This is a genomic window from Chitinophaga sp. GbtcB8 (assembly GCF_019091455.1).
Taxonomy (GTDB): Bacteria; Bacteroidota; Bacteroidia; order Chitinophagales; family Chitinophagaceae; genus Chitinophaga.
In genome coordinates this window covers 73,093-95,936 of record NZ_JAGXJN010000026.1, presented here as the reverse complement: position 1 = coordinate 95,936, position 22,844 = coordinate 73,093, and the positions used below count along the sequence as shown (strand labels likewise).

The following is a 22,844-nucleotide window of genomic DNA, read 5'->3' as shown; positions in this document are numbered from 1 at the left end:
ATTGTACAGGACTAACGGGCGTTTCGTCCAAATGCTTCTTTTAAAAAAAGACCGAACTCTTTGGTAATACGAGCTCCATCACTAACCAGGTTCCAGTCCCTGGTAATAATATCGTTGGTATGAACATCTTCCCAACGACGGCGTTTGATAACCAGTGTTACTTTGTTTTCTCTGATCGGAAAATCCTGTACCCGGACCTCTGGTAGAAAACCTTTTGAATGTAGTTTCCTATCCTTATATTCTGCAGGAGGCTCGTTTATTTCTTCCAGGTAGATGTGAAGTCCATTGGGCGATTGCGTGGTTTTAATAAGGTCAAAATACGCTAAAAGTCCCTGTGGGAGAAGAAATCCTATTAACTGTCGATAGCTCTGATCCAAAACTGATGGTTCTTATTGAGCCGCAAAACAACGATTTTTTATTCTTTCCCCCAAGATTTTAACTTGATCCCCAAAAGCAATAGGATTTACATCAATGAGCTCAAGGGACTTTATCATATGGAGCGTTCCCGTTTTGTATTTCACAAAATGAGGTGCTTTCAAATGCTTCTGATAGGCTTCCTTGCTGGCATATATTTCCAGGACAGTTACATGGTTGGGATATTCTTTTTCATACATTGCATACAAAGTAAGTACGCCCGGTTCTGATTGTATCGCAGCCTTTGTATGTTCTTCGATGGCTGCTTTATATTGCTCCAGATAAGCGGGGTCAATTTTAATTTTTGCTAAATGCACCACCCAATCTTTTTGCTGAGCAGAAACTGTACCAGATGTAAAAAACATAAGCATTGTAATGAAAAGCGTAAAAGCGGCTTTCTGAAATATATTTTGATAACCGGCGATGATCTTATTCATGTGATGTAGATTAATATTAAATCTACATATAAAACAAATGCTGCCCTATTGTTTTGTTTGATTGTCATTGGAAATTTTCAGGCGTATCTATTTCAGCCAGCTTGAAAAAGGAGGCCGCTTTGCAGCCTGGAACAGCTGCAATTTCTTAATGAGGAACTGCGCACCGCATTTAAATCACTCTGTTGATTCCTGGTGCCCCCACCCATTTCACCTACAACCCATAGCTCTAAAATTTTTCCCGCCAGGTATTAGATAATATCAGGATTTTTCTTGAACTTATACTTGTAAAAGATAATCCCAGTACCACTTAAACCCCAGATATGAATCTCTTTGATTTTGCCATTGTTACCGGCATGAAAGAAGAATTTGACGAGCTGCAAAAATACCTCCCGTCACTTGTTCTCATTAGTAACAATCCCTCCGAGATTTGGTACAGGACAACCCTGGCATCTAAGGATAATACTAAGCGTTACAGTATCTTAATAAGCTACCAGAGCCAGATGGGCGGATTTCATGCGATCTCACTTACAGAAGCCATCATTGAAAAATGGCAGCCTTCCTATATTATCCTTACGGGGATAGCCGGCTCCTTTCACGAGTCGGTTAAGCTGGGGGATATTATTGTAGCGCAGCAGGTTTTCTATTATGATATGGGAAAGGCCGCAGCAGGAAATAAGATCCAGTACCGCCCCCAGGGTTACCCTTGCAGCGTTACGCTCATCAGGCAGGCGGAACTCATAGCCTCAGGGAAGTTTAATTGGCTGCAGGAGGCCGTCAAAAGCGCAAAAAGCAAAGCTAAAAAGCTTAAAAAAGGAAATGCTGAAAAACAGGCTCCCGTTGTTGACGCTTTAAATGCACACCATCCCCGCGTTCATTTTGGAACAGTAGCTTCCGGTTCACTGGTAATTGCATCTAAGAAGAAAAAAAATGAATTGCTTTCCCTGCATGGAAAAATTATCGGTTGTGAAATGGAAGGCGCAGGCGTAATGCACGCTTCTTTTTACCGGGAAACACCTACCAATGCCATTGTTATCAAATCCATCTCTGATAATGCAGATGAGCAAAAGACCCAAACAGATGACCAGGGTGTCTGGAGGCAAATGGCACTGGAAAATTCTTCGCGTTTTGTAGCGGAGTTAATTACCAGCAATTATTTCAGGGCCTTGAATACGGGCCTGTTTGAGCTAAACCCGGCATCGCAGGGACCGGGTCCGGCAAGGGATGAAATAAAGCAACGTGTTACGCCCGGTATGGGCTCCCTTCTTTCTTTTGAGCAGTTAGTAATACTGCATGGGCCTGCGGTATTCTTAACGATCGGGATCTCCGCATCAGGGGCAGCAGGAGCCCTGAATATCCTGCAGGGAGTTGCAATCTATACGGATAAGGATCAAAATATTCATAAGGTGCCTTTTACCGGTAACCATGTTGAAATAAACGGGGGCCTTTATCCAAAGCCGGTCGGTTTGTATTTAATGATTGCGGGAACAGCATCCGAAATAAAATTTAATGTAAGTACCTGGTCAATGGAAAAACAAATTTCATGGAAATCAAATAAGTAATGTATGCCTGTAAAAAAAGTATTGTTGTTTGACGACAGCAACAACCCGCTAAAGATCGCGGGCATCTCTATTGAATTGTTTGATAATTTAACGGGAACCTTGCTGGCCAGTGGCCTGTCGGTCAATTTGAATCCGGCTGCCGGCACTGCTTCAATAGAGTGGGGGACGAGCCTGACTTTTTTATCCTGCCCCAACGCGGTAGATATTTATATCAATGATGCCAGTTTTGAATACCCGGGCAATACGCTAAAATCGCTGAACGGCTCCCAGAATGATGATATTGACCTGGATCTGCTCAAAATTTCATCGTTCCCGCTTACCGCCTCATTGCCCAATACTGCTACACCTCATCAGATCGTGGCTGCGATCGGTGCCGAAAAAAACTGGAGCCCTGCGGAAAAGCAGGCTGCAATCAACTTGCTGTCAAATTATACAGCTTTACTTTATGAGAGGATCGCTGAAACTAAAGAGATGCCGGAAGAGCTGAAGGTTATCTTTGACCAGTGGGGACTCGCGCTGGGGAATCTGGGCATTTTTGAGATCAATCTTGGCTTTACACAGGAGTTTGATTTTGTACGATAGTGAGGCCATAGATGCACAGAAATAATGTTATTTAAAGTACCCCAATAGTGTCTGACTTTTGGGGCCACTACACATATTGGGCTATTTCAAAACAGCTTTTAGCTTTCCAAGCGCCTCTAAGATCTCCGCTTCATCCAGTGAAGCAAAGCCCATTCTCAAACCGTTGGCGGAAAAAGACTCATTCCTGTAAAAGGTACCGTCATCAATACTAAGTCCTTTCTTTAAGGCAGCAGCGGATAGCTTCACCAGGTCTGTTTTTTTATCAAAGCTGGCCCATACTGCAAGGCCTCCTTCCGGCAAGGTGAACTCAATTTTGTTCTTAAACTCTGCTTTCAAAACCTGGCAAAAAAGATCTCTCCGGCTTTTATATATTTTCAGTGATTTCCTAAAGTACCGTTCCATTTCACCATTATTGAACATAACAGCAAAAGCTTCTTCCAGCACCGTATCGCCCTGCTTATCGATGAGTTCCCGCAGGGCTGCGGCAGCATTAATAAACTGGTCCGGACCTATCATAAAACCGATCCGTAGTGCCGGTGCAACCGTTTTGGTAACAGATCCGATGTAAATAACATTCTGGTGATGATCAATGCTTGCCAGTGGTAAATAAGGCTTGTTCTCATAGTGAAAGTCAAAATCGTAATCATCTTCTATGATCGCGAACCGATGTTCCCTGGCCAGTTTCAAAAGCTTTAATCTTCGCTCCATGCTCATTGTCACCGTGGTGGGGCAATGATGATGCGGTATAACGTAAACTGCTTTTAGCTTTCGTTTGCGGAGTACTTTTTCAAGATGATCAATGTCCATCCCGTGTTCATCTACAGGAATACGGACCAGGTTTGCGCCATGGTGCTTAAAGGTGTTATCAGCCAGCAGGTAATTGGATACACCAACCGCAATGTTTTCAGCAGGCGCCAGCAGCAGCTGGGCAGCCAGGTATATACCCATCTGGCTGCCTTTTGTAATGAGTATATTTTCTGCTGATACCGCAATGCCCCTGGTATTGTAAAGATAGCCCGCAATGGCCTGGCGCAGATGTGCTGATCCTTTGGCGCTTCCGTACTTCAAAAAAATTTTACCATATGATTTCCTGGAAATGCTCCGGTACTCCCGCATTAATTCATCAATAGGCGTGAGCCTTACATCCGGAAAACCGTCGTCTATGGTAAGTATGGATGACTGAAGGTTTCTGCTTGGTACAGCATCTTTAAATTTGTTTGTCCAGGTAAAGGGCTCTTTCTTTTGCAATGGCTCCCCTGCATTCGTTAACCTCCTCTTTGCAATGATGGGTAGTTTAGAGAGCACAAAGATCCCTTTTCGTGCAATGGAATCGGCCCAGCCCTGGCTGATCAATTCTTCGTAGGCCAGCTTAACCGTATTTCTGTGAATTCCTATAAGATCCGCCAGCACGCGGGAGCTCGGCAGCATATCCGAAGGCTGCAGCGTACCGCCGGAAATAAGTGCAATGAAGCTGTTGCAAACCTGGATATGCAACGATACAGAAGAGTTTCTGTCTACCTGGATTAAAGATTTGTATGGCAGCATCTGGGCTGTAGTTTTTGTTATATCTGGGCTACAAATATAGCCCAGATCAGGAATACTTTTGTAGAAACAAATTGCAAGTGAAAAAGGTATTAATAATTAACGCAAGTGCAAGAACGTTACACTCTCACAGCAGAAAGCTTACGGAGGTGTTTACTGAAGACTGGATCAGGCTCCACAACGATTCAGAGATCAGGCATAGAGAGCTTGGCAATGTCAATGTTCCGCATATCAGTGAAGCCTGGATCCTGGCAAACCATAAGCCGAAAACAAACAGAACGGCTGAAGACCATGAGATCCTGGCCACCAGTGATGCATATATTGCGGAATTAAAAAATGCAGATCTCATTGTTTTGGGTATGCCAATGTATAACTGGTCAATCCCCAGCACGTTAAAAGCCTATATTGACCAGATACTGCGGCTGAATGAAACCTTCAAAATAGATCTTGGTAACAGGCAACAGCCGTACACCGGCCTGCTGGAAAATAAAACCATGCTTTTACTGGTAGCCAGGGGCGGCCAGGGTTATGAAACCGGTGAACCTAATTCGCATTTAAACTTTCAGACAACCTATCTGCGGACAGTGCTGAATATGATAGGCATTCATAATATTCATATGGTGGATGTCAGCGGTACTTCGTTTGATAAAGAAGTGCTTGAAAAAACTATTGAACAAGCTCACCGGCAAGTGAAAGCGGTGATAGAAATGTTGAAGTGAAATGAAAAACGATAAACTTAAAGGCGCCCTGCTGATAACGTTTGGCGCAGGTTGTTACGGAATGCTGGGGACTTATGTAAAGATGGCGTACCTGGCTGGCTTCAATACTGCAGAAGTAACCATTTCACAATTCAGCCTTGGGGTAACAGGTCTTTTTATATTGACATTATTCCAAAAGGGAAGCCAAAATGCCAGCGCCCCCGTTCCAGCTATCAGATCCAAAATGAGATTAACAATAGCAGGAACATCACTGGGCCTTACCAGTGTATTTTACTACCTGTCTGTGAAATATATTCCGGTGAGTGTAGCAATTGTACTCTTAGCACAATCCGTGTGGATGGGCGTATTACTGGAATCCATTGTCCGGAGAAAGGTACCGGCAGCAGGCAGATTGCTGTCTGTTACAGTAATTATGGCCGGAACATTACTGGCCACCGCAGTACTGAAACAATCTGTAAGCTTAAGCTGGAAAGGTTTTGCATTTGGTATTGCAGGTGCATTATGTTACACGGCAACAATGTATTCAACCAATCACCTGGATACACATTTCCCACCACTAAAAAGAAGCTTATACATGATTGCCGGAGGGCTGATCATTATACTGTGTGTATTTCATGCATTTATAAACACGGGGTTTTCATGGAAGATCTTCCCGGGCTGGGGATTGCTTGTATCGTTGTTTGGTACGGTGCTTCCACCCTTATTGTTCACTCGTGGTATGCCACTGGCAGGCATGGGGCTGGGAGCCATCCTTGCATCCATTGAAATCCCGGTGTCAATAATCATGGCAAAGATCCTCCTGCATGAGCAGGTGATCACCAGCCAGTGGATCGGGGTTGGCTTAATCATGGGCGCCGTTGTCCTGATGAACATACCCAGGCGTAATATTTCAAATTCAAATTCAAAATAAAACAAATGGCAACACGAATTAAAATTGACCAGGTGGAACCGGCGGGTTACAAAGCAATCCTGGGGCTTGAAAAATTTATAGAGAGCACTCCGCTCACCAAAACCCATAAAGACCTGATCAAGATCAGGGCATCACAAATAAATGGTTGTGCGTTCTGTATTGATATGCATACAAAAGAGGCGCGTAAAACAGGCGAAACAGAACAACGGATCTATGCCCTTAATGCATGGCGGGATGCGCCTTTTTATTCTGAGGAGGAAAGAGCGATACTGGCCATTACGGAAGAAGTGACTTTGATCAGTGAAAACCATGTAACGGATGCTACTTATGAGCAGGCAGTAAAATTGCTGGGTGAAACATACCTGGCACAGGTTATCCTGTCAATTATCACTATTAATGCATGGAACAGAATAGGGATCACAACTAAGCTGATACCAGCTTAAGGTTGCTTCATTGTGTGGGGCCGGCCTAAAAGTGTTTTTTTACTTTTGGGTCGGCCCATTTATTTTTAAACGGCTAAGCCACCATCAATAAAAAATTCTGCACCAGTGATAAAGGAAGAGGTGCTGTTATCGGCCAGGTAAGTAACCATCTTTGCTACATCTTCGGCTGTGCCGATCTTTGCCAGCGGCATTTGCGCCAATATGCTTTCTGTCATTCCTTTTAAAGTAGCTTCATCCAGGCCGAATTTGCCGATCATTTCGGTCTGCGTAGGGCCGGGATTTACCGTGTTCACTCTTATCTTTCTCGGGGCCAGCTCTTTGGCTGCTATCCTCGCCAGGTGCCCAACGGCCGACTTACCAGCTGCATATACAGCGCTCCCGGGCATGGTCATAGCCGTACTGTTGGAAGTCAGGAAAATAACCGAAGCGCCATCACTCAGCAGCGGAATGAACTGCTGCAGGGTGAAAAAACTTCCTTTGAAGTTGATGTCTGTCATAACATCAAACTGCTCTTCGGTAGTATATTCAATGGGGGCAAAAAAGGCTACACCAGCATTGATAAACAGCACATCTACTTTGTGCTGCAAGTCCTTGACTTCGCCAGCCAGTTTTTTTATGTCCTGCACGCTTGCCTGGTCAGCCAATTTCCCGGTCACCTCCAGCTCCCGGGCGGCTTTCTGTAATGCATCTTCCCGTTTTCCTGTTATAACTACGGTGGCTCCCTGCGATTTGAATTCTTTCGCGGTTGCATAGCCAATACCACTATTCCCGCCTGTAATTACAACTACCTTGTCTTTAAATTTTTCCATGTGAGCATATTTTAAGTGCCGTACAAAGTTGATAGTTTATACGGTATATTTGTAACGAGTTACAAAGTAGTAAGTAGTTACAAACAGGATAGTACATGAAAGACAATTTAGATGCGGTAGAGTGCGAAAACGTACATTCCTTCATTCAGGATACGTTGTACGTTGTTAATGGAAAATGGAAGCTGGTTATCCTTTCAATATTGGTAAATAATGGAACCAAACGCTTTGGGGAGCTGTCCCGGGAATCAGGGATCTCTCCACGGATCTTGTCCAGGGAATTGCATGAGCTTGAAATGAATCAGCTGATAAGCCGGAGGGTTTGCAATACAAAACCTGTTACGGTTGAATATTCTTCAACAGCGTATGCTGAAACGCTTAAAGAAGTGATTGGCGCCATGATCCGCTGGGGCCAGAACCACAGGAAAAAGATCCAGGGACAGTAGCCGGATATTCACGACGATATGATACATAGTGCGGATATATATACAGATGGCAGCTGTAACACCTTAAACGGTTTGGGAGCATGGGTTGCCATTATATTATCGGGGGAAGAAAAAACCGTTTTATCCGGCAAAGTGCCGGATACCACACATAACAGAATGGAGCTTTACGCGGTCATAGCGGGGATCGGTCATGCCGCAAAGACTTTCAAATCACTGCGTATTTACTCAGACAGCCAGTATGTAACGGGATTGATGGAACGAAGGGAGAAATTGACGGCTGCGGGTTTTATCACCAGCAAAGGAACGGAAATGAGGAATGCAGATCTTGTAAAGGAATTTTATACGTTAAGTGGGCACCTCGAATTAACCTTCATTAAAGTGAAAGCCCATCAAAAAAAAGGCATTGACGTTAATTTCAATATTGAAGCAGATAAATTGGTGAGGAAGATCATGCGTGAAGGGATCTGATCATTTATTACAGATCACACAACACCCGTAATGCTTATAAATTCCATGCTTGCCGTTTAGGCTTGTTGAACGATTTTTCTTATATTTACTAAGTCTGTAATTGCCAACAAAACAAATGATTCCACGCTAAAAGGGATAACAGCAAGGCCAATGATCAACACCCCATCAAGGATAATAGTCCGGTATAGAACTAAACGTCCACGTATATCTTTCCCTGTACCTTTCCAGTAATAGCATGATATCATATAACGCTACGGCTTAAACGTTGTGACCTCAAAGCACCGGGAATCATTGTATATATCAGCAGGCGGTAAACATAGCGACCGGGCAATGGGTTTTGCTCCTTTATTCACAAGAGAAAGGCTACACAAAAATGTTTGTAAAGCAAAAGTGTATTGGATGGCTGATGGGAGTACTGTTTTGTAATGTACTTAGAGCCCAGTTGCCTGTACCGGTTCACGCACCTTGTGGCGCACCTGCTACTATTGCAGGTGTGGTGAATACCTATTATCCGGCCCTGAACAATGTGAACACGGGCGGCCTTATTATTAACACAGGCCCCGCTACCGGCAATGCCACGCCCCTGGTAGCAGGCGATCGCGTGTTAATTATACAAATGCAGGATGCCACTATCAATACCAGCAACACACCCGCCTATGGCGGAAACGGAACAGGAGGTAACGGGCTCATAGATCCTGGCTACAGCGGCCTGTTTGAATTTGGCCAGGTCAGAAGTTTTGCCGGCGGCGTGTTAACCCTGCGGGATCCATTGCAGCACAGCTACCGGGCTATAAGCGGCATACCCAACCGTAAATCCGCTTACCAGGTAGTGCGGGTACCGGCATACCAGAACGTTACTTTAGGAGGAACTGTTACAGCTGCGGCCTGGGACGGAGCAAGCGGCGGCATTGTAGCTTTTCACGCCTGGCAAACACTGAACATGAACGGTTATGAAATTACCGCAACGGGCCTGGGGTTCAGGCCTGGTAAGATCAACTCCGCCGGTGGCTTATACAATATCCAGGATTTTGTAAGTAATACCTATGGCAGCTACGGGGAAAAAGGAGAGGGTATTGCCGGCACACCAAACGGCACCTGGGCCGCAACCGCAGGGGGGTATGAAAACGGCAGCTTTGGAAGAGGCGCCCCTGCCAATGCAGGGGGCGGCGGCAATGCGCACAACTCCGGAGGCGGGGGAGGCGCTAATTTTGGTGACGGCGGAAAAGGAGGATACCAGTACTCCGGTCCCCAGGATGTAGGCGGACGTGGAGGCAAAGGAATAAAAACAGGCTTACCTGCCCATATTATCATGGGTGGCGGTGGTGGCGGCGGTCATCAGAATAATAATGCCGCCGAAGGCGGAGAACATGGTGGCGGCATTATTATGATCACTGCCAGCGCTATTCTTGGTACGGGTATTATCAGTGCCGATGGCCTGAGCGCAGGGCCATCAACAGATGATGGCGCCGGCGGCGGCGGCGCTGGTGGCAGCATTGTACTGGCCTACACCGGTACTTTGGACGGTACCGTTACCTTAACAGCCAAAGGAGGAGCCGGTGGCAACGAAACCTTCCTGGCCCGCCATGGCTCCGGCGGCGGTGGCGGTGGAGGGGTGGTTATAACCAATACGCCTGCTGTAGCAGATGTTTCCGGTGGATTGAGAGGACTCTCAAACGGAACAGAATGGGGAACAGTAGACGGTGAACCAGGAACCACGCTGGATCTGGATCTTTCAACCCTGCAGCCTACGAGCACCCTGATACCCCTGCTGCAGGTAAAAGATACCATCTTTTGCGCACCGGCCACCATAGACATTACCGGCACAAATGTTATTACTGACAGGGATCAGGGACCGGAATTTTTATTAAGCTATTGGACAGATATCCTCACTACTATTCCGGTACCCACGCCACAAGCCATCAGCCAAACAGGCACCTACTATATAAAGCTCACAAATACCAATACCAAATGTGAAGTGGTAGCACCGGTGCAGATCACGGTGCATTCACAGCCCTCGTTAACATTAGCTGCAACCCCGCCTTCCTGTATGGGTAGCGGCAATGGAAGTATTATACCCACACCCGGCAATGGCACGGGGCCCTATCAATACAGCAGTGACGGAGGCCTTACCTGGAACAACGCTATCCCGAATAATCTGCCTGGCGGTGCTTACAGTATTATAACAAGAGATAGTTATGGATGTATTTCCCAACCCGTATCCGTTACCCTTACTGATCCGCTCTTGCTGGTGCTCAGCGAAGTAACAAGCGCCCATACGGATATAAGCTGCTATGGCAACCAGAACGGGCAGCTACAGCTCAATGCTGCAGGGGGCAGTAACGGTTACGTATATACTATTTCATCACCTGCAACAGGTATTATTACCAATAACTCAGGTTTGTTCACCGGCCTGCCTGCAGGTATTTACAGCTCCACGGTAAGGGATAGCCATGGCTGCATTTCCCAGCCCGTATCCGTTACCCTTACTGAACCGCCCTTGCTGGCGCTCAGTGAAGTAACGATTGCCCATGCAGATGTAAGCTGCCATGGCAACAGGAGCGGGCAGCTGCAGCTCACTGCTTCAGGCGGCGCTAACGGTTACGTATATACTATTAATTCACCGGCTACCGGCGATATCACCAATAATTCCGGCTTGTTCACCGGCCTGCCTGCAGGTGTTTATACAGTTAGTGTAACAGATGCAGCGCAATGCAGTCAAAGTACGGAGCTTATTATCCTGGAGCCACTGCTGCTGGATGCAGCGCTTTTATCTAAAACAGATATTGAATGTGGCACACCGCTCAAAGGGCGTATTACGCTCACGGCAAACGGTGGTGTGCCGCCATACCTGTTCGGGATAGGGAATAATGGGTGGCAGCCTGATAGTGTGTTCAACGGCCTGGAGGCCGGCCGCTATACGCTGACAGTAAAAGACGGAAACAATTGCCTCTCCGCACCGCTGGCAACGGAGATCTTCGTAGACGAGGGCTGCGACATCATTTTCCCCACTGCATTCACACCAAACGGAGATGGAAAGAACGACCTGTTCCGTCCGAAAAATTATGGACATATCAGCAATTACCGGCTAAGCATTTACAACAGGTGGGGAGTAAGCATTTTTCAGAGTAATGATCCCGCTGTAGGATGGAATGGTCATTTTAAAGGGGTATTAGCAGATACCGGCACGTTTGTATGGGTAGCTACTTTTGTGAACAAGGGAGGAGAGACAAAAACATTAAAGGGAACCGTTACGCTGGTAAAATAATCTTGCTGGTTGATCAGCTGCACTATGGCGTGTATAACGGTTACGAATATATGCAGATGGGCCACCATTATATATAATATATAATACCGTATTTTTTCAAAACAAAAAAAATAAATTATCCGGAATGCATTTTACTTTGTGTTTGTATTTAACCCGTTTACAAACGCTACGTTATTCTTAAAAATTATGTATGGCCTTATCTTTATGTAACCATTAAACCACGTCCAGTTAATTTCAGATTTAAATGCGAGCAAGACCACGAAAGACCCAGGCAGAAGTGTGTACCATACATCCGCCGCAATGAGCTATTGCATTGAAAAGCTGATGTAACTTTTACTCGTTTACCCACAAGACACCCATGTCCTGATGAGCAGGTAGCATTGCCCGTCATGCACATGCCATGCCTTTATCACACGCATTTTTTACACCCTCAAAAAACTTTATTCATGTCCATCAATGTTCAGTTCACAAAAGGCAGTGGCATCCGCCTTTACACGCCTGAAAAGGAAGAGTATCTTGATGCCGTATCCGGCACATTTAACCTGGCGCTTGGCTACAGTTATCCCGAACTGGTAGATGCGCTGAAAAACCAGGTGGAAGAGCTTATCCACGTATCTTCCTCCTTCACCGGCCAGCTGGCGCAAGAAGTATTAGACAGTATCCTGGAGCATGCGCCGGAACATATTACAGACGGCTGGATGCGGGATATCATCGGCTCCACGGCCAATGAAGGCGCCGTAAAAATTGCCAACAAATACAACGGCAAAAATGAGGTGATCAGCCTCTCGCTTTCCCATCACGGGCAAACCCTGTTTGCCACCAGTATTTCCGGTAATGCATTCCGCCGCAAGTCATTTTCCAATACCCTGGTTACGCAGAATGGTATTGTGCCTGCGCCTTATTGTTACCGTTGTCCGTATTCCGCAAAGGGTGCGCCGGGCTGCGGTTATCTCTGCGCAGAAGCAATCTATGATCATGCGCAGTATGCCAGCAACGGCAATGTATCCTGCCTGATCCTGGAGCCCATCCTGGGCAATGGCGGCAACATTATTCCGCCGGAAGGTTATTTTGAACGCATCCGTAAGATCTGCGATGAGCTGGACATTGTGCTGATAGCAGATGAAGTTCAAACCGGTATTGGCAGAACAGGTTACATGTTTGCCAGTGAGCATTATGATATACAGCCCGATATTATTACGCTGGCCAAAGGCCTGGGCGGTATTGGCATACCGGCAGCAGCTATCATTTACCGGTCAGAGTTTGCCGTGCTGGAAAAGTTTGAGCATTCCTATACCTCCGGCGGCAACCTGCTTTCGCTCACCGCATCGCAGAAAACAATGGAAGTAGTATCAAGGGAAGGTTTCCTGGAAAACGTGCGCGAAAATGGCAAAGTCCTTGGCAGCCTGCTGTTGCAGCTGAAAGAGAAGTATGGTCATGTTATTGGCGATGTGCGTGGTATTGGCTACATGTGGGGTATGGAGATCGTGGACCGGGAAGGCGCACCGGATGTAAAGCTTACCAACCGTATCATTGACACAGCGCTGGAAGAACATAATCTTATACTCCGCGGCTCCCGCTACGGTTTTGGGAATGTGGTAAAGGTACGGCCCGCGCTCACCGCTACCCTGGACGATATAGAAGAGATCTGCGCAAGACTTGACAAATTATTCAGCCAGCTCTAAAAACAAACATCATGAAAGCCATCGTATATAATAATCCCTGGGATATTTGTATAGAAGAAAAAGAGGAACCTGCTATTATGCTGCCGGATGAGGTGATCGTAGAAGTACGCGCCACCGGCATTTGCGGCACAGACCTCAGTATTATTTCCGGTGAATACCTGGCACGCCCCCGGGTCATTATCGGGCATGAATCCGCAGGTGTGATCGTAGATAAAGGCAGCAGTGTTGATAATTGCAACATTGGCGACCGCGTGATCATTGATCCCACCTATTACTGCGGTTACTGTGAGAACTGCCGTAAAGGCCTGCGCAACCACTGTCTGTTAAAATCAACCACAGAAGCAGGCGTTTCTATTGACGGCACCTTTACCCGTTTCTTTAAAACCACGCAGCGTTTTATTTACCCGCTGCAGGATAATGTTCCTTTTGAACAGGGGGCTTTATCCGAACCGCTAAGCTGTGTGCTGACCGCGGTAAAGAAGCTGGCCGTAACGCCGTTCATGCGTACAGCTGTGCTGGGCGGCGGCCCCATAGGGCTCTTATTTTACCTGGCGCTGAAACAATACGGAATCCAGGAAGGGGTGATCTATGAAGCATCCCCTCAAAGAATAAAGCTGATAGAAGAAAACAATGTGCTGTCAAAAGGCTGGACGCTTTCCCCTGCATTTATACCGCAGAAGAACCAGTATGATCTTATCATAGACACTACTGCCAGCCTGCTGGAAAAATCTATCCAGGCCATTGCAGACGGTGGTAAGATCTCGCTCATGGGCCTGCGTAACAACCAGCAAACCATCAACCCGCGGGAAATTGCCGACCGCAGTATTTCTATCATCGGCTCTATTGACTCGCAGGATACTTTCCGGCATGCAGTAGACCTGATCAACAGCGGCCGGCTGGAGCTGCACAAGATCATCACCAATGAGTACGACCTTAGCAATTTCAATGCAGCCGTTAAAGATCTGGGCTGCGATCTGCACACCCGGCAAAGAAGCAACAACATCAGCAGTCTTAAATCTGTAATACGTATTTCTTAAAAACACAAACATGAAATATATTATTTTCGATATTGATGGTACCCTTACCGATACCACCGAGATAGACGATCATTGTTATACCCGCGCCATAGAAGAAACATTCGGCTTCCGTGACTTTGAAACCAATTACGGGTATTATAAGAATACTACAGACTCCGGTATCATTGACCAGCTGTTCCGGGAAAGAAAGGGCCGTACCTATACTGAGGAAGAACGTGCACAGTTCATAACACACTTCTGCAGCTTACTGGAACGGGCCTACGAAGAAAAACCGGAGCGCATCCGCGAGATCCAAAAGGCAGGCAGCGTGCTGACATTCCTTTGCAAGCAGCAGCACATCAGCATAGGGCTGGCTACCGGCGGCTGGCGGGAATCGGCGTTGTTTAAGCTGCGCTGTGCCGGCATTAATATTGATGGATGTGCAGCTGCATCCTTTGCCCAGGATGCGCTGGCAAGGCAGGACATTATAGGCCACACCATCCGTAAAATGAATGAGCAGCATGGGCAGGAGCTTGCCTTAACCAACATCACGTATGTGGGCGATGGTAACTGGGATTACCTGGCCACCAGAGACATGGGCATTCAATTCATAGGGATCGCCAATAAAAAGCTGGCTCACCTGGAAGATATTGTGAAGATCACGGATTATGACGAGCTGTATCAGCACATCGGGCTGTATGCGGAACGACTGTAAATAAAACTGCTTATGCTCTCTTTAACGGTGAATGTAAAACGTACCTACCGCATAGCGGTGTGCATTTTTTTCTTTATTGCAGGCCTGACTTATTCAAGTTGGGCCTGCCGTATTCATGATATAAAAGCGCATTTTGGCCTGAACAATGCAGGCCTGGGAAGCGTACTGTTTGCGCTGCCCATAGGCCTTATGGTTAGCCTGCCTGTATCCGGGTGGATGGTGACCCGCCTGGGCAGCCGCCGGGTGCTGATTGCCGCAGGACTGATCTTTCCTTTTATACTGGGTATGATAGGGCTGTCCACCCACATCTGGCAGCTGGTGATCATCCTGTTCCTGTTCGGGTTTATGAATAACGTATTTGAGATTGCCATGAACACGCAGGCAGTAGGAGTGGAGGCCTTATACGGCCGTTCGGTAATGGCCTCTTTCCACGGCTTATGGAGCCTGGCGGGTTTTACCGGCGTAGGCATTGGTACGCTGGCGGTAAACCTGAACTGGCCGGTGGCCCAGCATTTCTGGATCATTGGCGCTGCCTGCTGGCTGCTGGTATTGGGCAGCTGGAAATATTTATTACCGGAAGATGTACCGGCGGAAGCGCAGCCGCTTTTTGCCAAACCAGACCGGCAGATCCTGCAGCTGGGTTTAATAGCCTTTGCCAGCCTGGTAACAGAAGGCACTATGTTTGACTGGAGCGGCGTGTACTTCCAGAAGATTGTGCAGGTACCGGAATCATTAACCACCGTAGGATATATTGCTTTTATGGGCACCATGGCCGGCGGGCGTTTCCTGGCAGACCGTATTGTAACACGCTTTGGTGTAAAGCAGGTATTGCAATGTGCAGGGATCATCAGCACAACCGGTTTACTGCTGGCTATTCTTTTCCCGGATATTTATACTGCCACGCTGGGTTTTCTGCTGGTAGGCATTGGCGTTTCATCTATTGTACCCCTGGTGCTGGCCCTGGCAGGTAAATCCAAAACATTACCGCCGGGTGTGGCCATTGCAGCCGTATCTACCGTAGGTTTCCTGGGATTCCTAATAGGCCCTCCGCTGATAGGTTTTATTGCAGAAGCGCTGAACCTGCGCTGGTCATTTGCATTGATCGCATTATTTGGTACAGGTACTATTTTTCTGGCGTCTAAAATGGATTAATTATGAAATGGTTTAATGAACCGGGTAAATGGTCCGGCAATGAAATAAAGCTGCAGGTAACAGTGGATCCGGATACCGACTACTGGCGGGTTACCCATTATGGGTTTATACGTGATAACGGCCCTTTTTATTTCCAGGAACAGGAAGGCGATTTTGAAGCCGGTGTAAAGATCAGTGGCGATTACCGGGAGCTGTATCACCAGGCCGGTTTAATGATCCGGATCGATGAAAAGAACTGGATAAAAACAGGTATTGAGTATGTGGATGGCGTACAAAATGTAAGTGCTGTAGTGACCCGTGAAATGTCCGACTGGTCGGTGGTTCCGCGCCATGATAGCCCGGCCGCTGTTTGGCTGAAGCTCTTACGGAAAGGCGATTTTGTGGAAATAAAATATTCCTTTGATGGCAAACAGTACGAGATGTTACGCCTGGCTTATTTTCCGCCGGGTGTAACCGCGCAGATAGGCATGGTGGCGGCAGCGCCGGGTAAGGAGCACTTTAACGTGGTATTTGAGGATTTTGAAGTAAGAAGTATGAAAAATGTAAAAGTGGAATGCAACGTACAGGGTCCATCTGCTTCGCTGCATTCCACTTTTGCATTTTAAATTTTACATTTATGATTTTACATTCCTTTACTCCGTTCTCAGGCTTTTGACCGGGTTAGCCATAGCGGCTTTTACTGATTGAAAGCTGATAGTGAACAGCGCAATCAGGAGCGCCATGCAGCCGGCAAGTACAAACACCCAGGCGCTTATATTAATGTGATAGGCATATCCCTCCAGCCAGCGGTCCATTACCCACCAGCCAACAGGCATGGCTATAAAGGAGGCCAGCAGTACCAGCTGTAAAAAGTCTTTTGAAAGTAAGGTAGTGATGCTGGCTACGCTTGCGCCCAGCACTTTGCGTACACCAATTTCCTTTACCCTTCTTTCTGCCATATAGGCTGCCAGTCCAAAAATGCCCAGGCAGGAAATAATAATAGCCAGCAGCGCAAACAGGCGCGATAACTTGCTGGCCAGCTGTTCACTTTTGAAAAACTCCTGGAACTGATCATCCACAAATTTGTAATCGAAAGGATAACCGGGAACAGCCTGTTGTACTACTGCGCTTATTTTGGCAATAGCGGCTTCCGTTGCTGCATCTGGTTTCAGGCGTATCAGCAGCTTTTCTGCATTGTCGGTACGGCTAAAGAATACAACAGGATCGCTTTGCAGGTACATATCGCCATATACAAAATCTTTCAGCACACCTACCACATGAAAAACGCCATCGCCCAACTGCAGTGTTTTGCCAATGGCGCTGCCTTTGCCCATCAGGCGGGCCAGTGATGCAGTAATGATCACGTTGCCGCTGTCGCTTTTTATATTGTCGTAAAAGCTGCGCCCTTCCACTATCTGCATGCCCCAGGTACTGAACAGCTCAGGAGAAATATCGCGGAAAGAAATAAGCACATCACTTTGCGGATCTTTACCCTGCCAGGTGAAGCCGGAGGTATTGTTACTGGTATATAACATTTCTGAGCTGGCCAGGCCGGCATTTTCTACTGCGCCGGTTTGCAGCAGCGCCTGTTTTATGGCGCCAAAGTGTTTGTAGAGATCACCCTTTACCTCTGCCTGTATAAGATGGTCTTTGTTATAACCCAGGTCGCGGTGTGTAACATGCCGTATCTGCTGGTAAATGATGATGGTGCTTACGATCAGCACAATAGAGGTGGCAAACTGGAATACCACCAGCCCTTTACGGATATAGGCAGCGCTGCCGGCTTTCATTTTAAAGCCCTTCAATACTTTAATGGGGCTAAAGGAGGAAAGATACAGGGAAGGGTAGCTGCCTGCCACCAGGCCGCATAACAGGGCAATGCCTAGCAGGAAGCCGGCATGTGCGGGCTGCAAAAGCCCCAGTGCTAATTTTTTTTCTACCAGCAGGTTAAAACCCGGCAACATTACATACATTAATACAACCGCAATCAGGGCAGACAATAGCGCCATGCAGATGGCCTCTCCAATGAACTGTAAGGCCAGCACCTGTTTGCCGGCGCCCATTACTTTACGTACGCCCACTTCGCGGGCCCGCTTTTCACTGCGTGCAGTAGCCAGGTTCATAAAATTGATGCAGGCTATCAGTAAAATGATCCAGGCAATAATAGAGAACATGCGTACATATACAATGCGGCCGCCTTTTTGTACGCCATCCGGGAACTCGCTGCGCAGGCGCCAGTCGTTCATGGCAAACAGGAAAGGTACGGCTCCCGCATCCGGATCCTTACTGCGTATAAGGCCTGACAGCTGTTTGCTGACCGCTGCTAAATTTGCCCTGGGCGACAGCTCCACATAAGTGTTTACCGCATTGGCGCCCCAGCGTTCATAATAGTCGTGCTGGTTAGATGCAATGTTGAACGGCACCATACAGGAAAACTGCAGGCTGGAGTTAGGCGCAAAATTCTTAACCACACCGGTGATCATTACGCTTTCCTTATGTTCCATCTGCAATGATTTTCCCATTGCATTAGCCGCGCTGCCAAAAAAACGTCTGGCCATATCTTCAGTAACCACAATGGACGACACATCTTTGAATGCATTTTTTGCCGTGCCTTCCAGGAATTGCAGGTCCATCATATCAAAGAAAGCAGCATCCGTATAACAGCCGGTTTCATTGATGGCTTTTTCACCCACGCTGAACACCGATTTCCAGCTATTCACCCGGGCGGTGTTCACCACGCCGGGTATGTCTGTTTTAATAGCTGCAGCCAGCTTAGCGGGGGATGACCGGAACGCACGGGTTTTACCGTCGTACGTTTGGTTGGTAAGGATCATGTACAGCTGATCCTTTTTGGGATACTGGCTGTCAAAATGCAGCTCATCCTCAATCCATAAAAAGATAAAGGCGGCGCAAACAATACCGGTGGCCAGGCCAAAGATGTTCAGGAATGTGTAAGTTTTATTTTTCCATAAGTGGCGGAAGGTAGCGCGGATAAAACTTTTAAACATGCGGATGGATTTGCAGCAGCAGCAACAAATACAGTACCCGCAGCCTAAACCATTGAAAAACAATCGCCTGCCGGTCCAGGTTTGTTCATTTCCGTTACAGCAGTGTTCATTACCGGACAAAAGATGCTGTTACAGAATAAGGACGGAACCTTATCTTTAACCCCCGGAACCTATAAGCATGAATGATATGAAAGGAATCTGGAGCCGGCTTTTATACAGCGGTTTATTTTGCATAGCGGCCTTCATTGGTAAAGCAAACACGATATCCGCGCCGGATACCAGCGGCGCTAAACCCGCAATTGGGGTAGCAGATTGCAAGCAATGTATTGTACTGGCGGAACAATTGTATAACCGTGCAGCCATTGCCGATGTAAACACCCAACAGATCATCTGGGAATGGCGCCCGGAACAATCCAATGTAAAACCGGAGCATGTAAAATGGTTCAGCAATCCCAGCGATGTAAAGCCGGTATATAACAGCAAATACCTGCTGGTAACTGCTTCCGGCGGCGGGGTGGCATTGGTGCGGATTGCCGATAAAAAAACCGTGTTCTACGCTTATGCCGGTGGTAATACCCATTCTGCCGAGCTGCTGCCGGATGGGAATATTGTAAGCGCATCCAGCACAGGTAACTACCTTACACTTTTTAAGGTGGATACCACTCTGGAGCCGGGGCAGGTGTACCATAGGAACTACACGGTAGCTTTTGGGCATAATGTAGTATGGGACCAGCAGCACCAGGTATTGTGGACTGCTGCCATGAACAAGCTGTTCACTTTTACCTATAACTTCAGCTGCGCACAGCCGGCATTAACGCTGCGGGATTCTGTGGCGCTCCCCGGCACAGAAGCGCATGACCTGTTTCCCGTACATGGTAAAAATGATCTGTGGCTTACCAACACCACCAATGTATATACCATCAATACAGATACCAGGCAATTAACACAGGCCAATGTGATGCAGGTGAATATTAAAAGTGTATCCTCCGGTGATGCAGCATGGCCGGTGATCGTGATCCGGCCTAAAACCAGCTGGTGGACGGACGAGGTGCTGGATGCCAAAGGCAATACCGTTTTCCGCCAAAGCGGGCTTAAAATATACAAAGCACGCTGGCTCATTAATAATACCTTCAGCTACCCGGAGGGGCATAATATAACGCAATGCCCCTAACACAGCTATTCGCCGTTCATTAGCGCCTGGTATTTTTCCACAAACAGGCCTACATGGTACCCGTCCATCAAAGCATGATGTACGTGTATAGATACCGGCATAGTCCTTTGCCCGTTCTGCTCTGTTATTTTTCCAAAAGATATTTTAGGACAGCTGTCAGGAAAGGTAAAGCTCCGCGCATGGGAAAGGGAAGTAAAATTCAGCCAGGGCACTGCAGAAAAGTGAATAACATTTTCCCCGGAAACCGCGGGCACCAGCCCTTCCGACTGTTGAACAACCTGGATAACTTCCCGGGCGTTCCTGTAAAAGAGATCTTCATTCTTATTATAATCCATATAGGAAAAACCGAATGTTCCATTCCCCCGGTTAATGGTAGGGGAAGCGTTCACCGTATCAAACCGGAACACTTCTTTTTCAATAATGCGGTAGCAGAAGGGTTCCGTTTCATTAGCGGCTTTTAATGCGCGGTACAGATAATATAAGAAAAAAGACCGGTCCCTGGCCTTTGCATCCTGGTACGCTTTTGTACAGTCCAGCTGCACGGTTACGCCGAAGAAAGGCTCTTCAAATTGTGAAAAAAAGCGGAAGTGATCCTTCCGGTTCCAGCTTTCAATGTCTATTTTTGTTTTCATCTTAGAGCAAAAATCGGTAACCTGCACCTGTAAAAACGGGACATTTGTCCCAATGCGATATGATACGTACCAATCCTTCTGTACTGTCTTTCATTGATGATCTGTATAATGCGCATGAACGCAAAGAGAACATCCAGCTTAAAAACTTTTCTAATGGCCAGTTCCTTTTACAACAGGGCCAGCAGGTAGCCAGAACCCTGGTCATTAAGGAAGGCATTACCAAATGTTTCCTGAGCGAGGAAAATGATAAGGATTACATCGTTGAGTTTTTGGGAGAAGGGGAGACCTTAGGCGACATTGAAGTGATCCGGGATATAAAATGCCTCTGCAGCATCCAGGCCATTACGCCGGTAAAGGCCTATCTTGTGACCATTCCCTTTTTTAAGTCTTTGATAAATGAAAACCTGGAGTTTAATAAATTGCTGTTGGGTGAATTTGCGGAACGCATCATCAATACCAGCACCCGCGCATCTTTCCAGCAATTGTACACGGTAGAGAATGGGTTAGCCAAGCTCCTGGAGCTGCAGGCCAAACAACATATTGCCATTTCCAAAGAAGATATGGCCGCCTACCTGGGCGTTACCATCAGAAGCCTGAACCGGGCTTTAAAAAACCTGAAATAAACATTACCGGCTAAACAGCAGCCTGAGGTAAAACATAGGCTGTGTTAATTTCTTGCGGATGTCTACTTCATGGAACATACTGGTAAGTAAGTTGCGGAACTCTTTATTGCGGGCAGCCATTTTCATCAGCATATTCAGGATCCAGGGGTATTTAACCAGCTTTTGTAATTTGGTGCTCATAATTAATTCAGGGCCCAGCACACGGTACACACGGGCATCATACGCGCGGAGCGCAGCAGCGGAATAATCATCTGCAGTTATAGCAATAATAGCCTGCTCCGCTGCCATTCTTCCTGAATAAAGCGCATTGCCAATACCTTCGCCGGTAAAGGGGTCTATAAGATAAGCCGCATCACCGGTAAGCATATACCGCTCGCCGGAGAGTGTGCGTTTCCTGCTCCCCAGCGGAAGCCCGTAACCATCAATAGTACCCATTAGCACTGCATCTTTAAAACGCTCCTTCATTTCCGGATCTTTTGTTACGGTGTCCTGCAGCAGCTGTTTCAGATTTACTTTTTTCCTGCGCAGGGAGCTGCTAAGCATGCCTACGCCTACATTAGCTTCTCCATTTGGTAAGGGAAAGATCCAGAAGTAACCGGGCAAAATGTTCCTGAGGAAATGCAGCTCTATTAATTTATCAGGGTGAATACCGCTAATGTTCTTATAATAAGCCCGTATGCCGGCTACATAATGTTCCGGCTCCATGTGAATATTAGCCACTTCTTTGGTAAAGGGGGAATAAGCGCCGTTAGCTGCTATTACCAGTTTGGCTTTTACCTGTACATCGCCGCTGGCATTGCCCAGCAAATAACCATCTGCTTCCAGGGTGTGTTTGGTAATATTCACCCCTTCTATCAGCTGTACCTGCGGGCAGCGTTTTAGCTCATCTACCAGGAAGTTGTCAAAGTCTATTCGTTTGCACACAAAACCACGTGGCTCCCCGGATGCTTTCTGGTAACCGGCTTTGTAAGGAATGTCAATGCCCATACGGTTGGCCGCTACAAAGTTCACGCCCCAGCTATCCAGCTTAAACGAGGCTGCCAGCAGGCGGGCGGCAATACCGGGATCAATGCGGCCCAGTAAAGTAAGCACCTTCCCGCTTAGCCCATCGCCACAAACTTTATCGCGTGGAAAAACAGCTTTATCAATAATTACACAGGGCACGCCACTGTAAGCAAGCTGCAGGGCAGCCGTAGCACCGGCCGGGCCGGCGCCTATGATGCATATATCCGTTTTTATAGTCGGCATTTAATAGAATGGATTGTAACCGCTTCT

At 47.1% G+C, this 22,844-nt stretch carries 22 protein-coding genes; 15 read left to right on the top strand and 7 right to left on the bottom strand.

Features of this window, described 5'->3' with window-relative positions; genetic code table 11:
- Nucleotides 1–11: 11 nt before the first annotated feature.
- Together KVT36_RS21200 and KVT36_RS21195 are read right to left on the bottom strand one after the other, a co-directional pair.
- On the bottom strand, nucleotides 12–377 hold the full coding sequence (locus KVT36_RS21200) for a transposase (protein ID WP_254640128.1): 366 nt from the start codon (nucleotides 375–377) through the stop codon (nucleotides 12–14).
- Nucleotides 378–389: 12 nt separating this feature from the next.
- Nucleotides 390–851 (bottom strand): putative quinol monooxygenase, encoded by a 462-nt coding sequence (locus tag KVT36_RS21195; RefSeq protein ID WP_217605445.1) that lies wholly within the window; start codon nucleotides 849–851, stop codon nucleotides 390–392.
- A 320-nt stretch (nucleotides 852–1,171) separates the two neighbouring features.
- Here KVT36_RS21195 and KVT36_RS21190 point away from each other — a divergent pair, with 320 nt between their 5' ends.
- Nucleotides 1,172–2,410, top strand: coding sequence for a 5'-methylthioadenosine/S-adenosylhomocysteine nucleosidase (locus KVT36_RS21190; RefSeq protein ID WP_217605444.1), 1,239 nt, complete (start codon nucleotides 1,172–1,174; stop codon nucleotides 2,408–2,410).
- Nucleotides 2,411–2,413: 3 nt separating this feature from the next.
- Nucleotides 2,414–2,992, top strand: a complete 579-nt coding sequence (locus tag KVT36_RS21185; protein ID WP_217605443.1) for a hypothetical protein — start codon at nucleotides 2,414–2,416, stop codon at nucleotides 2,990–2,992.
- Nucleotides 2,993–3,073: 81 nt separating this feature from the next.
- Here the strand turns inward: KVT36_RS21185 and KVT36_RS21180 are convergent, their stop codons facing one another.
- Nucleotides 3,074–4,537, bottom strand: coding sequence for a PLP-dependent aminotransferase family protein (locus KVT36_RS21180; protein WP_217605442.1), 1,464 nt, complete (start codon nucleotides 4,535–4,537; stop codon nucleotides 3,074–3,076).
- A gap of 77 nt (nucleotides 4,538–4,614) precedes the next feature.
- Between KVT36_RS21180 and KVT36_RS21175 the strand changes: the two genes are divergently transcribed.
- From KVT36_RS21175 to KVT36_RS21165, 3 genes are read left to right on the top strand one after another with little or no spacing between them, the layout of a single operon-like run.
- Nucleotides 4,615–5,253 carry an NAD(P)H-dependent oxidoreductase gene (locus tag KVT36_RS21175; RefSeq protein ID WP_217605441.1) on the top strand — a complete coding sequence of 213 codons (639 nt, stop codon included), beginning with the start codon at nucleotides 4,615–4,617 and terminating at the stop codon, nucleotides 5,251–5,253.
- A gap of 1 nt (nucleotide 5,254) precedes the next feature.
- Nucleotides 5,255–6,163: a DMT family transporter gene (locus KVT36_RS21170; protein ID WP_217605440.1), complete on the top strand. Its 909-nt coding sequence runs from the start codon at nucleotides 5,255–5,257 to the stop codon at nucleotides 6,161–6,163.
- Nucleotides 6,164–6,168: 5 nt separating this feature from the next.
- Entirely contained in the window at nucleotides 6,169–6,606 is a 438-nt protein-coding gene (locus KVT36_RS21165; protein ID WP_217605439.1) for a carboxymuconolactone decarboxylase family protein, read from the top strand.
- A gap of 65 nt (nucleotides 6,607–6,671) precedes the next feature.
- Here the strand turns inward: KVT36_RS21165 and KVT36_RS21160 are convergent, their stop codons facing one another.
- Nucleotides 6,672–7,415 carry an SDR family oxidoreductase gene (locus KVT36_RS21160; protein ID WP_217605438.1) on the bottom strand — a complete coding sequence of 248 codons (744 nt, stop codon included), beginning with the start codon at nucleotides 7,413–7,415 and terminating at the stop codon, nucleotides 6,672–6,674.
- Nucleotides 7,416–7,510: 95 nt separating this feature from the next.
- Between KVT36_RS21160 and KVT36_RS21155 the strand changes: the two genes are divergently transcribed.
- The 8 genes from KVT36_RS21155 to KVT36_RS21120 all read left to right on the top strand — a co-directional run bounded on the left by KVT36_RS21155 (nucleotide 7,511) and on the right by KVT36_RS21120 (nucleotide 16,761).
- Nucleotides 7,511–7,858, top strand: a complete 348-nt coding sequence (locus KVT36_RS21155) for a helix-turn-helix domain-containing protein (RefSeq protein WP_217605437.1) — start codon at nucleotides 7,511–7,513, stop codon at nucleotides 7,856–7,858.
- Nucleotides 7,859–7,876: 18 nt separating this feature from the next.
- A complete protein-coding gene (locus tag KVT36_RS21150; protein ID WP_217605436.1) occupies nucleotides 7,877–8,326 on the top strand; it encodes a ribonuclease H in 450 nt (149 codons plus the stop codon).
- A 442-nt stretch (nucleotides 8,327–8,768) separates the two neighbouring features.
- Nucleotides 8,769–11,591, top strand: coding sequence for a gliding motility-associated C-terminal domain-containing protein (locus tag KVT36_RS21145; RefSeq protein WP_217605435.1), 2,823 nt, complete (start codon nucleotides 8,769–8,771; stop codon nucleotides 11,589–11,591).
- 446 nt (nucleotides 11,592–12,037) lie between these two features.
- Complete coding sequence (locus tag KVT36_RS21140) at nucleotides 12,038–13,273, top strand: aspartate aminotransferase family protein (protein WP_217605434.1); 1,236 nt, start codon at nucleotides 12,038–12,040, stop codon at nucleotides 13,271–13,273.
- An 11-nt stretch (nucleotides 13,274–13,284) separates the two neighbouring features.
- Complete coding sequence (locus KVT36_RS21135) at nucleotides 13,285–14,310, top strand: zinc-binding dehydrogenase (protein WP_217605433.1); 1,026 nt, start codon at nucleotides 13,285–13,287, stop codon at nucleotides 14,308–14,310.
- Nucleotides 14,311–14,320: 10 nt separating this feature from the next.
- Nucleotides 14,321–15,004 (top strand): HAD family hydrolase, encoded by a 684-nt coding sequence (locus KVT36_RS21130; protein ID WP_217605432.1) that lies wholly within the window; start codon nucleotides 14,321–14,323, stop codon nucleotides 15,002–15,004.
- A gap of 12 nt (nucleotides 15,005–15,016) precedes the next feature.
- A complete protein-coding gene (locus KVT36_RS21125) occupies nucleotides 15,017–16,156 on the top strand; it encodes an MFS transporter (protein WP_217605431.1) in 1,140 nt (379 codons plus the stop codon).
- A 2-nt stretch (nucleotides 16,157–16,158) separates the two neighbouring features.
- Nucleotides 16,159–16,761 (top strand): DUF1349 domain-containing protein, encoded by a 603-nt coding sequence (locus KVT36_RS21120; RefSeq protein WP_217605430.1) that lies wholly within the window; start codon nucleotides 16,159–16,161, stop codon nucleotides 16,759–16,761.
- Nucleotides 16,762–16,788: 27 nt separating this feature from the next.
- Here KVT36_RS21120 and KVT36_RS21115 read toward each other — a convergent pair whose 3' ends face one another.
- A complete protein-coding gene (locus KVT36_RS21115) occupies nucleotides 16,789–19,143 on the bottom strand; it encodes an ABC transporter permease (protein WP_217605429.1) in 2,355 nt (784 codons plus the stop codon).
- Between the two features lie 187 nt (nucleotides 19,144–19,330).
- On the opposite strand from KVT36_RS21115, the gene KVT36_RS21110 reads away from it, so the two are divergent.
- The gene (locus tag KVT36_RS21110; RefSeq protein WP_217605428.1) at nucleotides 19,331–20,314 is read left to right on the top strand and encodes a DUF6528 family protein; all 984 of its coding nucleotides are present in this window, start codon (nucleotides 19,331–19,333) and stop codon (nucleotides 20,312–20,314) included.
- Between the two features lie 5 nt (nucleotides 20,315–20,319).
- On the opposite strand, the gene KVT36_RS21105 is transcribed toward KVT36_RS21110, so the two are convergent.
- Nucleotides 20,320–20,946, bottom strand: a complete 627-nt coding sequence (locus KVT36_RS21105) for a chloramphenicol acetyltransferase (RefSeq protein WP_217605427.1) — start codon at nucleotides 20,944–20,946, stop codon at nucleotides 20,320–20,322.
- 44 nt (nucleotides 20,947–20,990) lie between these two features.
- Here KVT36_RS21105 and KVT36_RS21100 point away from each other — a divergent pair, with 44 nt between their 5' ends.
- Nucleotides 20,991–21,569, top strand: coding sequence for a Crp/Fnr family transcriptional regulator (locus tag KVT36_RS21100; protein ID WP_217605426.1), 579 nt, complete (start codon nucleotides 20,991–20,993; stop codon nucleotides 21,567–21,569).
- Nucleotides 21,570–21,572: 3 nt separating this feature from the next.
- On the opposite strand, the gene KVT36_RS21095 is transcribed toward KVT36_RS21100, so the two are convergent.
- The gene (locus tag KVT36_RS21095; protein WP_217605425.1) at nucleotides 21,573–22,817 is read right to left on the bottom strand and encodes an NAD(P)/FAD-dependent oxidoreductase; all 1,245 of its coding nucleotides are present in this window, start codon (nucleotides 22,815–22,817) and stop codon (nucleotides 21,573–21,575) included.
- Nucleotides 22,818–22,844 lie beyond the last annotated feature (27 nt).